Origin of the sequence: Desulfobacter curvatus DSM 3379 (assembly GCF_000373985.1) — a bacterium.
GTDB classification, from domain to species: Bacteria; Desulfobacterota; Desulfobacteria; order Desulfobacterales; family Desulfobacteraceae; genus Desulfobacter; species Desulfobacter curvatus.
Window position 1 is genome coordinate 42,682 of the sequence record NZ_KB892990.1, and the last position, 15,631, is coordinate 58,312.

A 15,631-nucleotide genomic window follows, 5' to 3' on the forward strand; every position below is an offset into this window, starting at 1 on the left:
CCGGGCCGACCTGGTTTATCAACTCCCGGACTCAACCACAACAAAACATGAAGAATCAACCCACAACAACGTATCAAATTTTATCTCCCAAAAAAAATCATAGTTAAACTTAAACCGGCTCGGCCACAAAATCACCTTCATGATTCAGCACAGCCCAGACGGTTTTGGTGCTGGTATCCACCCCATAGGTACCCAGTTTATAAAGCACGCTTCTATAGTCTTAACAGGGTTTGATCATACATACGCAACCACCGGTTCATTTGAGCCTTCTCTATACGTTGGGAATATTAAATAATTGTGTATTATTAAATAGTTCTTCATTTTAATTTATTCCCGATCCGGGCATAAATGCTCCCGATCCGGGTAGAAGTTTCCATTATGCCATGTTAGGGATATATAACTTTAATAAAAATGTAATTCTTTTTATAAAAATCGCAGGGGCTGGAATAAGCTCACACAAGGATAAAAAATGAATACTTTATTAAAATTACAAACCTACATGGGCGGCAGAAAAGCTTTACTGCCCGGTGCCTTGGTCTTATCGGCAATAAGTTCTCTGATGGGTATGTTGCCATTTATTTTTATCTGGTTAATTGCCGGGGAACTGTTTAAATCCCAGGCAGACTCTTCGCCGGAACTGATCAATATCTATGCCTGGTATGCCATGGGAACGGCCGTCGGTGGTGTTTGTCTTTATTTTCTGGCGCTCACGTTGTCACATCTTGCCGCATTCCGGGCAGAAACCAACATGCGCAGGCAGGCCATGCAAAAAATAGTGAAACTGCCGCTTGGTTTTTTCGATACCAACACCAGTGGGCGTATCCGGAAAATTATTGATGACAATGCCAGTGTCACTCACACATTTTTGGCTCACCAAATGCCGGACCTGGCGGGCAGCATCATGATGCCCATCGCATCATTGGTATTAATCTTTGTTTTTGACTTTTGGCTGGGACTGGCCTGTCTTTTCCCTATCATAACAGCTCTGATCATCATGAGCTCCATGATGGGAAAACGGGGGCGTCATTTTATGAAAAGATACATGGACGCCTTAGAGGAGATGAATACGGAAGCGGTTGAGTATGTACGCGGAATACCCGTTGTCAAAGTGTTTCAGCAGACGGTTTTCTCGTTCAAGAACTTTTACAACAGCATTACCAGATATAAAGACATGGTATCTCAGTTTACCATGATGTGGGAAAAACCCATGTCGGCTTATACAGTAATTATTCATGGATTTGTATATGTTCTTGTCCCCGTGGCCATTTTGTTAATGGGAAATTCCGGTAACCCTGCCGACGTACTGCTTGACCTGATTTTTTTCATCCTGATTACCCCGGTATTTGCCCAAAGTGTCATGAAAAATATGTACATGAACCAGGCCATGGGCCAGGCCACCGAGGCCGTGAAGCGCATAGAGACGTTAACCGATGTTGACCCTTTGCCTGCGGCACCAGATCCCGTATCCATTAAAGGCCATGAGATATCTTTCACAGAGGTCTCTTTCACCTACCCGGGCAGCCGGCAAAAAGCAATTGACAACATCAGTTTCTCCATTCCCGAAGGCAAGACTTATGCGTTGGTGGGTGCCTCGGGCAGCGGCAAAACAACCATCGCACGCCTTGTCCCCCGTTTTTGGGATGCCGATACCGGGGAGGTTGCCATCGGGGGAAGTAATGTTAAAGACATATCCCCCAAGGAACTGATGCAGCACGTCTCTTTTGTCTTCCAAAACACCCGGCTGTTTAAAACCACGTTATTGGAAAATATCCGTTACGGCAATCCCCATGCAACGGACCAGGCCATTGAACAGGCGGTTGATCTGGCGCAATGCAGGGAAATAATTAACAAGCTGCCAGGCGGATTGAACACCAAAATTGGCACCAACGGCACCTATCTTTCAGGCGGAGAGCAACAACGAATCGCCCTGGCAAGAGCCATTTTAAAGGATGCACCCATTGTTGTCCTGGATGAAGCAACGGCCTTCAGCGATCCTGAAAACGAACACTTGATACAAAAGGCTTTGGGAAAACTTACCAAAGGCAAAACCGTTCTGACCATTGCACACCGGTTGACCAGTGTTGTGGATGTGGATTCCATTCTGGTTATCGACAAAGGACAAATTGCAGAACAGGGGAATCACCATGAATTAATCAATCGGCAAGGGGTATACGCCAGGATGTGGAATGAATATCAGAGATCAATTCAATGGACAATCGGAAAGGAAGTGCAATATGCTTGATATATTACAAAAACGGTTTGCCTTGTCACCCAAAGGGGCCAAAGCATTCCTTAAGGGAACGTTTTTTACGGCTCTGCTCAACATCACGCTCATGCTGCCGGCCGTATTTGTTTTTCTGTTTCTTGATGATTACCTGCGCAAATGGATTGATCCATCGCAAAAAATCAGCACAGGGATGGGGTATTACATTATACTTGGCATATTCTTTATGTCGGTAACCTGGGTCATTGCCCGGCTCCAGTACCGGAGTACCTATACGACCATATATGAAGAAAGTGCCAACCGCCGTATTCAGCTTGCCGAGAAGCTGCGTAAATTGCCACTGGCTTTTTTTGGCGAAAAAGACCTTTCCGATCTTACCGCTACCATTATGTCCGATAACACGGATCTGGAACATACCTTTTCCCATGCCGTCCCCCAGTTGTTTGCCTCCATCATCAGTGTTTTTTTGATTGCTGTTTGCCTGTTTTTCTATCATTGGCAATTGTCCCTGGCGTTGTTTTGGGTGGTACCGGTCGCCGGGGTGGTGGTCTTATTATCGAAAACCTCCCAACGAAAAGGCCATAAACTGATTTACGATAAAAAACGCAATGTGAGCGAATGCATCCAGGAGGGACTGGAAACGATCCAGGAAATAAAAGCCTATAACCATGAAAACGAATACCTTAATGAATTGAACCAAAAACTGGATAATTATGAAAAAAGCCTGATCCGTGAAGAATTAATGGTCGGTGTCATGGTAAACGGTGCCCAGGGCTTATTAAAACTGGGGCTGGCAAGTGTCATCATCGTCGGGGCCCGTTCATTGTCAACCGGTAACGTTGACCTGTTTACCTATTTTATATTCCTGATTATTGCATCGCGCATTTACGATCCCATCAACGAAGTATTCAATAACCTGGCGGCCTTGTTCTATTTGGATATCCGCATTAACCGCATGAACGAATTAGGTGTGTTGCCCATTCAAACGGGTAAAACAGAATTTAAACCGGAGCATTTCGATATTGTTTTCGATCAGGTGAATTTTGGTTACGAGAATGGTAAGCAGGTCATGAAGGATGTTTCATTTAAAGCCAGACAAGGCGAGATCACCGCGTTGGTGGGGCCTTCGGGGGGAGGCAAGAGTACATCGGCAAAACTGGCCGCACGTTTCTGGAATGTCGATTCAGGCAAAATCTTGTTGGGCAACCAGAACATAAGCGAAATAGAACCTGAAACGCTGCTGCAAAATTACGCCATGGTATTTCAGGATGTGGTCCTGTTTAATACCACCATCATGGACAATATCCGCATTGGACGGCGCAACGCCACCGATGACGAGGTTATGCATGTGGCCAAACTGGCACAATGTGATGAATTCATACGCAAAATGCCCAACGGATATCACACCGTGATCGGAGAAAACGGCCAGACCCTTTCCGGTGGCGAAAGACAGCGGATTTCCATTGCCCGGGCTCTGCTCAAGGATGCACCCATCGTGTTGCTGGATGAAGCAACCGCGTCCCTTGATGTGGAAAATGAAACCAAAATTCAGGCAGGTATTTCAGAACTCATAAAAAATAAGACCGTTCTGATCATTGCCCACCGCATGCGCACCGTAGCCAACGCCGATAAAATCGTTGTCCTGGAAAACGGCAAGGTGATCGAAAGTGGCAAGCCTGATGCATTGAAGCTTCAAAACGGGATATTTGCCAAAATGGTGGAAAGGCAGATGGTGGCCGTATGATGGTTTAATTTAAGTTTTTTATATGAAAGTCTCCAGCAAGTAACTGGATTCTTTCTATCTTTGTTGTGGGCCGAAGTCTGGGTATCGATAGACCAAGGACGGCCCGTGGCCGTTATTCCCGATCCGGGCATAAATGCTCCCGATCCGGGTAGAAGTTCCTATTAAATCGTGTTAGGAAGCTCTAACTTTAACTTTCACGAATTACTAAAATAGGAACTGAACATGTATCGAAAAATAATTCTGCTGTTGCTCTGCTGCATCTATTTCGACTTGCTTTTACCGGCTGCCCCATTGTGGGCTGAGGAGGAAGAAGGCAAGTCGGTAACGGAAATGGCAAGTATTATAGTCACCGCAAATAAAATAGAGGAGGATATCCAGAAAGTCCCCCAGAGTATCACGGTTATGGACGAATTCCTTTTAGAGGAAAAGGGGATTACCGATGTGCCTGATGTCATAAGGGAAGTCCCCAATATGGCTGTTACGGAAAGCGCCAGTGGGAACGCGGTGAGTTTCCGCGGGTTGAATACCTCCACGTTCACCAACAATAATCCGGTGGTCATTTATATTGATGGAGTTCCCATCATAAGCCAGTATGGATTTGACGCCTCCCTGGCGAATGTGGAGCGGGTTGAGGTCCTGCGTGGCCCCCAGGGGGCACTTTACGGGAAGGATGCCATTGGCGGGGTTATTAACATTGTCACCAAAACGCCGGAAAATCAATGGCATGGAATGATTGGTGCCGAATATGGCCGTTACAATTATATGCAGGGCATATTCAATATGAATGGTTCGCTGATTACAGACGCCCTTTATATGGGCATCAACGGTAAATACGAGCAGGATGACGGGTGGATTGAAAACACCAATACCCAATTGAGTTCGGATGGGAATGAGTTCGATAAGCAGCAATTCAGCGGATATCTTTTATTCACCCCAACCGACAGGCTTTCAGCAAGACTGACGCTTTCCATGGATAACCAAAGTACGTCATGGATAAATGGTTATGGATTGCCTGCCGGAACGGATATCAGTGCGTTTAACAGGGATGATGCCGAAGAAGTCGACTTTGATATGCCCACTGAAAATGATGTCGATTGTTTTTCACAAAGCCTGCATTTGAGCTATGCATTTGACGCAGTCACCCTGACGTCTACCACAACGCACAAAAAACGGGATATAGAAGGGAATTTCGATGCGGATTACCTGTCCGGCACCTATTACGACGGGCTTATCATGTATGACTATAGTGAAACGGAGACATACACCCAGGAATTGCGCATATCAAGTAACAATGAGAGCGGCATCCGCTGGGTAGGCGGTCTTTACCTGGATGTAGAAAGTCATGAACAGGGCCCTTATGGTATGCAATACCCTTATTATGACAGTTCAGGGACATTTTATGGAAATTTTGATTATAATGCCGAATCTGATACCGACAGTACTACCTATGCGGCATTTGGCCAGGCAATGGTTCCACTGGGCGAACGATTTGAGCTGACCCTGGGCGGCCGGTATCAGCATATTGATAAAGAGATTGATCTGGATATGTACTATCTACCGGTGGGAACCACCGGGGCACCCTATTTTTCCTTCTCAGAAGAGAAAGACTGGGATGTCTTTTTACCCAAGGCGGCGCTCAGTTATCGTCTGAGCGATAACTGGCATACCTATATTTCCTATTCCCAGGGATACATGCCCGGCGGGTTTAACTACTTTGCCTCTTCCGGCACAACCGAGGACAATTCTTTTGAGTCCCAAAAATCAGCAAATTACGAATTGGGGATCAAAGGGCATGTGAATCGGTTCCGGTTGGCAGCGACCTTGTTTTACATGGATATTGAGGATGTCCATGTCTACAAGTCAGATGGTGTCAATTTTTATACGGATAATGCTGATAGCGCCCATTCCCAGGGCGTTGAGCTGGAGATTGCCTATAAACTCACAGATACCATTGAACTGACCGGTTCACTGGGACTTATAGAGGCAAAGTACGATACATATGATGCCGGGAACGGTATATCCTTTGATGGACAGGATATCGAGAACACCCCTTCCTACACGGCAACAGCCGGTGTGTCTTATACCCAGCATCCCGGTCAAGGATTCTACGGGCGCGTTGATATGAAGGCAGCTGGTGAAACTTATTTTTACGCTGACTATGATAAGGATTTTGTCAAAGAAGACGCCTATATCACGTTTAATGCAAAAATCGGATATAGGACAGGCGACTGGGATGTCTATGTATATGGAAAAAATTTGACTGATGAAGAGTATATTGTCAGTTTTACCTCAAATACCAGACTCTCAAGGGCCGATTTTGGCGATCCGTTGACGGTCGGTATTGGCATTCGGTACCATTTTTAACTCTTTCTTCGCATAATCAATTTTTATAAGAACGTCTATAGCAAGTAACTGGATTCTTTCTATCTTTGTTGTGGGCCGAAGCCTGGATGCAGATAGACCAAGGACGGCCCATGGCCGTTAGTACCAGTACGGCCATATGCGATACGGAGAATGATAAAATGGTGTTTCCGGGGGCGGGGCTTGCTTCCAGAGATGAATTTCCTTTGCTTCAATAAGAGGATAATTGTACTCGATTTCATCCAGAAGACTTACCCGGCTACCTTGAACGACACCGCACACAGTAACGGACCGGCCCTTTGCGTATATTTCCCCGTCCAGAAAACCGTCGTAGAGCGCGAGGAATCGACCGCCGGAATCATCAATACGCTTGGGTTTGTCCCCGGCACCTAGGGGTTTTTGGACCACCTCCACAAGGGCCCCCTCCTTAAGGTTTTTGGTGGAAACAATTTCACCGCCAAAGAGAACGATGGTCCCTTTAACTGCCTCGGGATTATCAAACACCTCTTCAAAAGTGACAGAGGAATCGACTTGCCGGGACAATTCTTCTGAAATAATCGAGGCACAGCCTGTTGTCAAGACCGATACGAGTAGGCTGATGATGACGATACTTATACGGTTCATTATCTACCTTCCTATTTTTTCAGATGGTTAATCATCTTTAAGCTCATTATCTATTTTTTCATTCCGCATAAAACCTTTGCCGCAACGACTACATTAGTCTTAGCTTACATGGGAGTTTCATATAAAGCAATAGAGCATGCAAATCAGTTGCCCCCTTTGAATCTGCAGTGTCGAAACTCGAAATACGCTATGTCTTCCAAAGGTTTTAATATACGCCCACCTTGTACTATACAAAATTTCCAGATTTTCGTTTAGGCTCTATAATAGCTTTTGTTATAAAAACAGCCTGGGGTCTGTTTTGGCTATATCCCGATATAACAGTTGACAGATACAAAAAAGACCTGCTAATCGTTAGTCTTTCATAAGAAAGTTTTAATAGTTGCGGTATTTTACTAACGGTGAATACATGAAGACAATTCAACCCGGAGCCCCGCGACCGACCTCAGAGCCCAACAGATTCAAGGTGGATTTGTGCTCGTTACCCGGCCGGGGTAGATACGAAATTGATGTTTTCAGCTCCGGTTTGAAGCTGGTCGTCATGCACACGGAATTAAATCATCCCATACAGATACAAAAAACGGTTGTAAAACCTATTGTAGGCATGGGTTTTTGCCTGGCTGGAGAATTTGATGCCTCTTTTATGCCTTCAAAGCCGGGCTTAAAGATCCGAAGCGGACAAAGCGGGCTTTTTACTTTTCCCCAAGACGTAGAGATTACAGAACATTTACCAGCCGATCATATGCTCAGAATATACCTGATGCTTGAAGGAGACCTTTTATCATCTTTTACCCAAGGAGATGAAGATAATTTCTCGCCGGTAATTAAAAGCCTGGAGAAAAAGCGGCCCAACCGCGTGGTCCATGCCACCACAGCCCTGATGCGTGCTGTCCTGTATCAAATTCTTCATTGCCCTTACTGCGGCAAGGCCAGACATCTCTACCTTGAAGGCAAGGCCATGGAATTGCTTTCCCACAAATTGGCCCAGCTTCACCCGTCCTTCAATTGCCCTGGAAACGAATTAACACGTTCTGATTATGACCGGATCATACATGCTGCCGAAGTGCTTATGAACAACCTGGATAATCCGCCGAATACAAAAGAACTGGCCCGTTCCGTCGGCTTGAGCAGCAGTAAATTAAACCGCTGTTTTCGCAGTGTTTACGGTGTATCTCCCTTTGAATATTTGCGCAACCACCGCCTGCAAACCGCCATGCAGCTTCTTCAAAGTGGTGAAATCAATGTGACGGAAGCTGCACTGAGTGTCGGTTACGCCAACCTCAGTTATTTTTCCAAAGCCTTTAAAACCATGTTCGGGGCACCCCCGGGGAAATTTTTGCACAATTCCACGCCCAATTAATCTCTTTTTAAGGCGACCACGTAATAGAAGTGAATCTACAGCGTCAAAAAAAGAATCTTAAACGTTAGCCGCATTTTATATCTTCTGCTATTTAGTCCACCTAAGAATTATTTGTCTGCATAATATCATGATTTATGGACGGCAATATTATTTTGCAATAACAAAGGAGAAGATGATGAGGATAAGATTCAAAAAAATCTGTTGGATTACACTGTTTTGCTTTGTGTCTGCCATGGGTTATGCAGAAGAACAGGAGGCTGAAGTACTGGAAACCGTGACAGTTACAGCCCAGAAAAGGGAAGAAAACGTTCAGGAGGTACCGGTTGCCATCAGTGTGTTTGATGGCGTGGAGCTTGAAGACAGAATGGTGGAAACCCTGGATGATATTGCCAAATACACACCCGGCTTAACCATTATTAATTATGGGGCAGCAGTAAAATATGCCCCTTCCATTCGTGGATTGTATTCGGATTACACTTCGGAGACCTCCACGGCCGGACTGTTCATTGACGGCGTACCGGTAACAAATGGATTGGGGTTTGATGCGACCCTGATGGATATTGAACGTATCGAGGTGCTCAAAGGCCCCCAGGGCACGCTCTATGGGAAGAACACTGAAGTTGGGGCGGTGAATGTTATCACCAGAAAACCGACTAATGAGACAAGGGCACGTATTACCGGTGAACTTGGAGAAGATAACAAACGCATCCTGGCTGCAAACATAAGCGGTGCGATCATAAAAGACAAACTTTATTTTGGCGTCTCCGGTAAACATTATGAAAAGGATGGCTTTATCGAAAACACAACAACCGGTGAACCCGTTGATGACAGAGAGCATAATTATGGAAAGATTTATTTACGGATGACGCCAACCGACAAGCTGGAAGCTTCCCTGATCTCTTCCTATATCAAATACGATAATGGAGGCAGCACCTCGGGATCACCAAAAGCTGAGAACCGAACGGTCAGCAACGATCTGGATACGTTTAACAAGTCCTCTGTGTGGTCGAATTCGTTAACTATCAGCTATGCATTTAATGACAGCCTTACTTTTACCTCCATTACCGCCTATAGATATTTTAATGAGTATCTTGCCAATGATTTTGATTACACAAGTGACCCAAGTCAAAAATTTCATGTCTTTGCCGATTCCAAGTATGAAACCCTTTCCCAGGAATTGAGGGCAAATTACGAAGTTGACCGGCTCAATCTGGTCTCGGGAATCTATTTGGAATCAAGTGAGACCCAGTCTGATAAAGACAGAGACACGGCCAGGGGCTTTAAAGACAATTATGGTGAGTCTAGCACCGACACCATTGGTATTTTTTCCCATCTGACCTATAATATCACCGATAACCTGTCTGCTCTGGCCGGTCTCAGATATGACAAGGTGGAGTTGGAAGCAAGTACAAAGCATAGCAGTGAAAATGAACTCTCACCAAAGGTGGGATTGACCTATGACCTGCTGGAAAATCTCATGACCTATGTGACTGTTTCCAAAGGCTACCGTTCTGGAGGATTTAATTACCTTGATGGATATTCCGAGACATATGACCCTGAAATTTTGTATTCCTATGAGATCGGGGCCAAAGGCATTTTGGCAAACGGCAAATTGTCCTGGGATGTGGCGTTGTATTACATGGATATCACGGATATGCAGGTGAATGTGTTTGTTGATGCTCAAAATATAAATAAGGTCAACGCGGCCGAAGCGACATCCATGGGGGTGGAGGCCTCGTTGACATATCAGATAACCCGGGGCCTTAACCTGTTTGCCGGTTTTTCCTATAATAATACGGAATTCGATGAGTACAACGACGGAGTCACCGATTACAGCGGGAACAAAACCACCTTTTCACCGAACTATAATTATACCCTGGGGATGAAATACCGTGCTGAGCAAGGGTATTATGCAAGTGCGGATCTGAGCGGATATGGGGATATGTATTTGGATCTTGACAATGAGTATAAAAGACCGGCCTATGAACTGGTCAATGCAAAGATCGGTTATGAAACAGAAAAATATGATATCTATCTGTATGCCAAGAACTTGTTTGACCGTAATTATGATAGGGAGGATCAATATTACAAGTATTATTCTCAGCCCAGGGAAATAGGGGTGAGTGTAACGTATCGTCTTTGACACTTGAACAGCGAGGTAAGTATAAACAATTTCATCCCGGGGTAAACTAATAGGAAAACGCTTTTTGCGCCCCCCCCCTTCAAAAAAGTATAAAAAGTCAAGTCCCCAATAAAACCGGGGGCTTGATTAATAACCGCCCAAAGCGGCCTGTTAAAAGCGCCTAAAGATACGGCTTAATCACTAAACGCATCTGTTCGCAACCTCTCTTTCAAAACTGTCAGACTTTCCGGGTCCCCACTGAGGTGATACCACCCGATAGCATTATGAGAGAGATTGATTCCCGATCCGGGCATAAATGCTCCCGATCCGGGTAGAAGTCCATACTAAGTCATGTTATGAAATCCATCAAGTTAGGAAATTCTAACTTTAACGATAATAAGTATAATTATTCAAGGAGGCCCCATGTTAAACCAGCCGGAGAAAAAATATGATTTTATTCATTTAATCTGTTTTTTTTCTATTTTTATTCTTTTTTTAAGCCCTCTTGTTAAAGGCAAGGCAGTCGCGGCCCCACTGACAGGCAGGGATATTATGGTCATGGTGGATGAGGCCCCGGACGGGGATGACAGAAAATCCATCATTGAGATGGTGTTAATTAACCGCCGGAACAAAAAACGGGTCCGGATGATGTCATCCTTTGGCAAGGATTACGGAAAGGACACCAAAAAGTTGATGGGCTTTAAAAAGCCCATGGATATCAAGGGAACGTCATTTTTATCCTGGGAATATGATAATCCCTCCAGAGACGATGACAAATGGCTTTACATGCCGGCCCTGCGAAAGGTCCGGCGCATTTCAGGGGCTTCCACCAACGACTACTTCATGGGATCGGATTTCACCTATGACGATATGGGGGACCGAAATGTGGACGAGGACGACCACATCCTTATCGGGGAAGAGACTGTGGACGGCCATGCCTGCTGGAAAATCAAATCCATCCCCAAGGAAGATGACTCCCTCTATGATGAAAAAATCATCTGGGTCCGCAAAGACGCCTATAAAACGATTAAGGCCGAATATTACGACGCCCAGGGCCTGATCAAGACCTATACCGTGGAAGATCTGCGTGAACACCAGGGCTTTTGGACCGTATTCAAAATGAAGATGGAGAATCACCGGGAAAAGCATACCACCCTGATGACCCTGTCCAATCTTGAGTACAATACCGGTGTGAATGATGGATTTTTCAGCGTCAACACCATATCCCGGGGACATCTTCGGTGAATATGGTTTTTACCGCCATTTTCAGCCTGACCGTGCTGATTGTGCTGATTTTGCCGCCCCTCCGGCCCCTGATGGCCATGGACACTGAGTTTACCGGTTTTCTGGAGACCCGGCACAACGCCCAGGTCAAATCCCCAAACGATATTCTGGCCTCGGAAACCCTGGCCCGGCTGGAACTGACAGCCTGCCATGGGAACTTTACAGCTTTTGGCGCGGTCAATCTGTCGGCCAACCATCTTCTGGAAGATGAGTCCGGGGTCAGCCTGCACGAAGGATATCTGGATTATGTCCTGGATAGCGTGAACATCCGGGCAGGCCGCCAGATCATTATCTGGGGCCAGGCAGACGGCATCCGGATTGTGGATAATGTATCGCCCCTGGATTACACAGAAACAATCACCCGGGACTTTGACGAGATGCGCATGGCCGTGGACGCCTTGAATTTCAAGTATGCGTCCGGGTGGGGGGATCTTCAGCTGCTATGGATTCCGATTTATAATTCCGGGGAACAGCCCACAAAGGACAGTCCCTGGTATCTTGGCGGCTATGGGAGCAACAAATTGCTGCCGAGGAACGAACCCGACGACCCATTTAAAGACAGTGAACTGGCAGTACGATATACCCTGTACCTTTCCGGCATGGACCTGGCATTTTCCTATTTTTACACCTGGAACGACTTTCCCTGCTACCAGCGGTCCGGCACGGCCCTGGAACCGGTGTACGACCGGGTTCATATCCTGGGCGCGGAGTTTTCAAAACCCTGGGGAGAGTTCGTTTTCAGAACCGAAGCGGCTTATTTTGCGGGCAGTCTGGTCCAGGGATATGACAACGATTACTTTACCGCGGAAAAGGACCGGATCAAGTGGCTCACCGGCCTGGACTGGTATCCAGGAAACGACTGGACCCTGGCCTGGCAGTACGCCCAGGACCATATCCTGGATTCCGGTTCCGGCCTTACCGAAAGTGGGTGCACCAAGACAGTGACGTTCAGCGTCTCAAAGGATCTGTTCAGGGAAAAACTGACCCTGTCGGCTTTCGGATATATGGATATTGACGTAAGAGACTGCCTGTTCCGGCTGACAGCAGAGTACGAGTTCATCGATAACCTGGAAGTCTTTTTCGGGGCCGACATCTTTGAAGGAGATCGGGAGGGGTCCTATGGCCGGTATAAAGACAATACCCAGGTCTGGACAAAAATAAAATACCATTTTTAAAGGATTGATCATGATTAACATAAATAAAATCAATCAGATATTTGAACAATTCGGCAGTTGGGTCATCCGGCTGCGCTATTTAATCGTAGCCGTGTTTATTCTGGCCCTGGTGTTCGGGTTTGCCGGGTTAAAAAAAATTCAAACCGATGCGGGATGGGATAAATGGCTTCTGGACAGTTCAAAGCTGAAAATGGCCGAGGATGAATTTAAAGAAATTTTCGGCAACAACGATTATGTGGGGGTACTGGTTGAATCGGACCATCTGTTTGATCCGAAGACCCTGGCCCTGATCCGGGCACTGGGCAAGGAACTGAAAACCCAGGTGCCCTTTGCCGATGATATCATGTCCATCACAGACTGCGAATTTTCCCTGGGTCATGAAGGGGGCATTGAAATTATTACCCCGGTGCCGGACCCGATCCCCTGGGACAACGGGACCCTTGCAGGCATCCGGGACCAGATTCTGGATAAGCGGTTGCTCAACGGGAAATTGATTTCAGCTGACGGCCGGTTTTCATGGATTATGTTGAGGCTGACCCCTTACCCAGAAGGCTGGCGGAGCAAAGACAACAAATCTGCCGAAATGGAGGTTGGAAAAGTAGCCACCACCATCATCCGCCAGGACAAATACGCATCCTTAAATCCAAAGTCCTCGGGGATGCCCGTCATCGCCCATGACAAAACCGCCTTCTTTCAAAAAGAGATGTCCCGGACCATGGGGTTGTCCCTGGTTGTTTCCCTGGTGGTGCTGACCCTGGCATTGCGATCTATCAAAGGCATTACCATGACGGTTATTGTAACCGCCGGATCGGTGATCCTGACCTTCGGCATTTTAGGATGGATCGGCAAACCCATTGATGTGGGCATGATCATGGTGCCCTTATATCTTGGCATTGCCGTATCCATAGGATACTCCATCCATATTTTTTCTTTCTTTAAACGCCATTTTCTTAAAACCGGACGAAGAAAAGAATCCGTCCGCCTGGCCGTCAAAGAGACGGGCTGGCCCATCTTATTCACGGCCCTGACCACGGTAGGGGCGCTTTGTTCCTTTCATTTTGTGGATGTCAAACCGGTACGCTGGATCGGGTCTTCAACCTCTTTGTTGGTCTCCATCGTTTTTCTCATGGTGGTTATCATGATCCCGGCCCTGCTCTCCTTTGGAAAGGATAGGACTGTAAAACAGATTCAGTTGCACTCCAATGCCCTGTTGGAAAACTTGATGGCAAAGCTGGCCAATCTGGTTCTGGCCCGGCCGGTCCCCATCATAATTATATTTTTTTTAGCGATCCTGACGACTGTGGCAGGAATGCGAAATTTTGAAGTCAACTTTGATATCCGTAAAAATATGGGATTTAAGGTGCCTTATGTAAACCGCCTGGATCAAGTGAGCAGTTCACCTTTGGGCGCGATGTACTCCTACAATGTGGTGGTGGAATTTCCCAACGAAAATATGGCCAGGGAACCTGAGAACCTAAAAAAGCTTGATTTGCTGGAACAGGAGGCTTTGGGTTTTCCCTTAACCAAAAAGATTACCTCCATCACCGAAATCATCAAAGATATGAATCAGGTGCTTCACGACGGCAATCCCCAATTTTTCGCCATTCCCGACACCCGGGAGATGGTGGCCCAAATCATGCTGCTGTACGAAAATGCCGGGGGACGGGAAGCGGAAAAATGGATTGATTACGGATACCGGCGTCTGCGTATGACGGTGGACCTTAAGGACTATAACACTGTTGAGGCATACCGGGAACTGCACCAAATCACTCAAAAAGCCCACGCGCTTTTCCCAGGGGCAAACGTGACCCTGGCAGGATCCGTAGCCCAGTTCACGGTGATGCAGGATATTGTATCCAAGGGCCAACTCACCTCGTTTCTCATCGCCATCTGTGTCATTACGGGGCTGATGGTCCTGGTTTTCGGCAACTTTAAAATCGGCTTGATCGCCATGATTCCCAACATAACCCCTGCCCTGGCCGTGGGCGGGCTCATGGGATGGATGCGGGTGCCCCTGGATATGATGACCATCACCATCATGCCCATGTTGTTAGGGCTGGCCGTGGATGACACCATCCATTTTATCAACCATGCCAAACTGGCCTTTGAACAGAAGCGGGACTATGCTGACGCCATCCGCCACACCTTCAGCGCCATCGGGATTCCGCTTTTATTCACCTCTCTGATCCTGACGGCCAACTTCAGCGTATACTTAAGTTCTCCGGCCAAGGTTTTGTTTTTTCTGGGTATTTTCACTGGCACAGGCATCATGACAGCCCTGCTGACCGATTATTTTGTCACCCCGGTTCTGCTCAAAACGCTGAAGGCCTTTGGTCCGGAAACAATTACCGAGCAAAAAACACAGCCCCAATACCATTTGAATAAGGAGGTAATCCAATGAAAAAAAATCGAATCACTCTGCTTGCTGCGCTCATCACCCTGATGCTTGTCACAGGCCCGGCCTTTGGCCACACCCTTTTCATGAATCTGACAGACAACGAGGACGGCACCGTGTCCGTGGAAGGCATGTTCTCCACCGGTGCAATGGCCGCAAACCTGCCCCTGTATCTGATGGATAAAAATGAAAAAAAAATCTTAAAACTCAAGCTGGATGAGAACGGAGAAGCTGAATTTAACATCCCGGATCAGCCGTATACCGTATTTCTGGATGGCGGCCCGGGACATACCGTACGCGAAGACGGCCCCATGAAGAAATCACAATAACCCTAAAAGGAGAAAT

10 protein-coding genes are annotated in these 15,631 nt (G+C 46.6%); 9 read left to right on the forward strand and 1 reads right to left on the reverse strand.

The window, feature by feature from the left end:
• Positions 1-469 precede the first annotated feature (469 nt).
• The 3 genes from B147_RS0107700 (at position 470) to B147_RS0107710 (ending at position 6,332) form a co-directional block, all read left to right on the forward strand.
• Positions 470-2,242: an ABC transporter ATP-binding protein gene (locus B147_RS0107700; RefSeq protein WP_020586637.1), complete on the forward strand. Its 1,773-nt coding sequence runs from the start codon at positions 470-472 to the stop codon at positions 2,240-2,242.
• The gene (locus B147_RS0107705; protein WP_020586638.1) at positions 2,235-3,968 is read left to right on the forward strand and encodes an ABC transporter ATP-binding protein; all 1,734 of its coding nucleotides are present in this window, start codon (positions 2,235-2,237) and stop codon (positions 3,966-3,968) included. The genes B147_RS0107700 and B147_RS0107705 overlap by 8 nt, the downstream gene beginning before the upstream one ends.
• A gap of 222 nt (positions 3,969-4,190) precedes the next feature.
• Positions 4,191-6,332, forward strand: coding sequence for a TonB-dependent receptor (locus B147_RS0107710; protein ID WP_020586639.1), 2,142 nt, complete (start codon positions 4,191-4,193; stop codon positions 6,330-6,332).
• A gap of 117 nt (positions 6,333-6,449) precedes the next feature.
• On the opposite strand, the gene B147_RS27810 is transcribed toward B147_RS0107710, so the two are convergent.
• Complete coding sequence (locus B147_RS27810; protein ID WP_020586640.1) at positions 6,450-6,953, reverse strand: Slp family lipoprotein; 504 nt, start codon at positions 6,951-6,953, stop codon at positions 6,450-6,452.
• Positions 6,954-7,359: 406 nt separating this feature from the next.
• Between B147_RS27810 and B147_RS30165 the strand changes: the two genes are divergently transcribed.
• The 6 genes from B147_RS30165 (at position 7,360) to B147_RS27825 (ending at position 15,615) form a co-directional block, all read left to right on the forward strand.
• On the forward strand, positions 7,360-8,310 hold the full coding sequence (locus B147_RS30165; protein WP_020586641.1) for a helix-turn-helix transcriptional regulator: 951 nt from the start codon (positions 7,360-7,362) through the stop codon (positions 8,308-8,310).
• A 172-nt stretch (positions 8,311-8,482) separates the two neighbouring features.
• Positions 8,483-10,453 carry a TonB-dependent receptor gene (locus B147_RS27820; RefSeq protein WP_169400706.1) on the forward strand — a complete coding sequence of 657 codons (1,971 nt, stop codon included), beginning with the start codon at positions 8,483-8,485 and terminating at the stop codon, positions 10,451-10,453.
• 402 nt (positions 10,454-10,855) lie between these two features.
• Complete coding sequence (locus B147_RS0107730; RefSeq protein ID WP_020586643.1) at positions 10,856-11,677, forward strand: outer membrane lipoprotein-sorting protein; 822 nt, start codon at positions 10,856-10,858, stop codon at positions 11,675-11,677.
• 2 nt (positions 11,678-11,679) lie between these two features.
• On the forward strand, positions 11,680-12,891 hold the full coding sequence (locus tag B147_RS0107735) for a DUF1302 family protein (protein ID WP_245568967.1): 1,212 nt from the start codon (positions 11,680-11,682) through the stop codon (positions 12,889-12,891).
• A gap of 10 nt (positions 12,892-12,901) precedes the next feature.
• Entirely contained in the window at positions 12,902-15,292 is a 2,391-nt protein-coding gene (locus tag B147_RS0107740) for an efflux RND transporter permease subunit (RefSeq protein ID WP_020586645.1), read from the forward strand.
• Entirely contained in the window at positions 15,289-15,615 is a 327-nt protein-coding gene (locus tag B147_RS27825; protein ID WP_020586646.1) for a hypothetical protein, read from the forward strand. Before B147_RS0107740 ends, B147_RS27825 begins: the two co-directional genes overlap by 4 nt.
• Positions 15,616-15,631 lie beyond the last annotated feature (16 nt).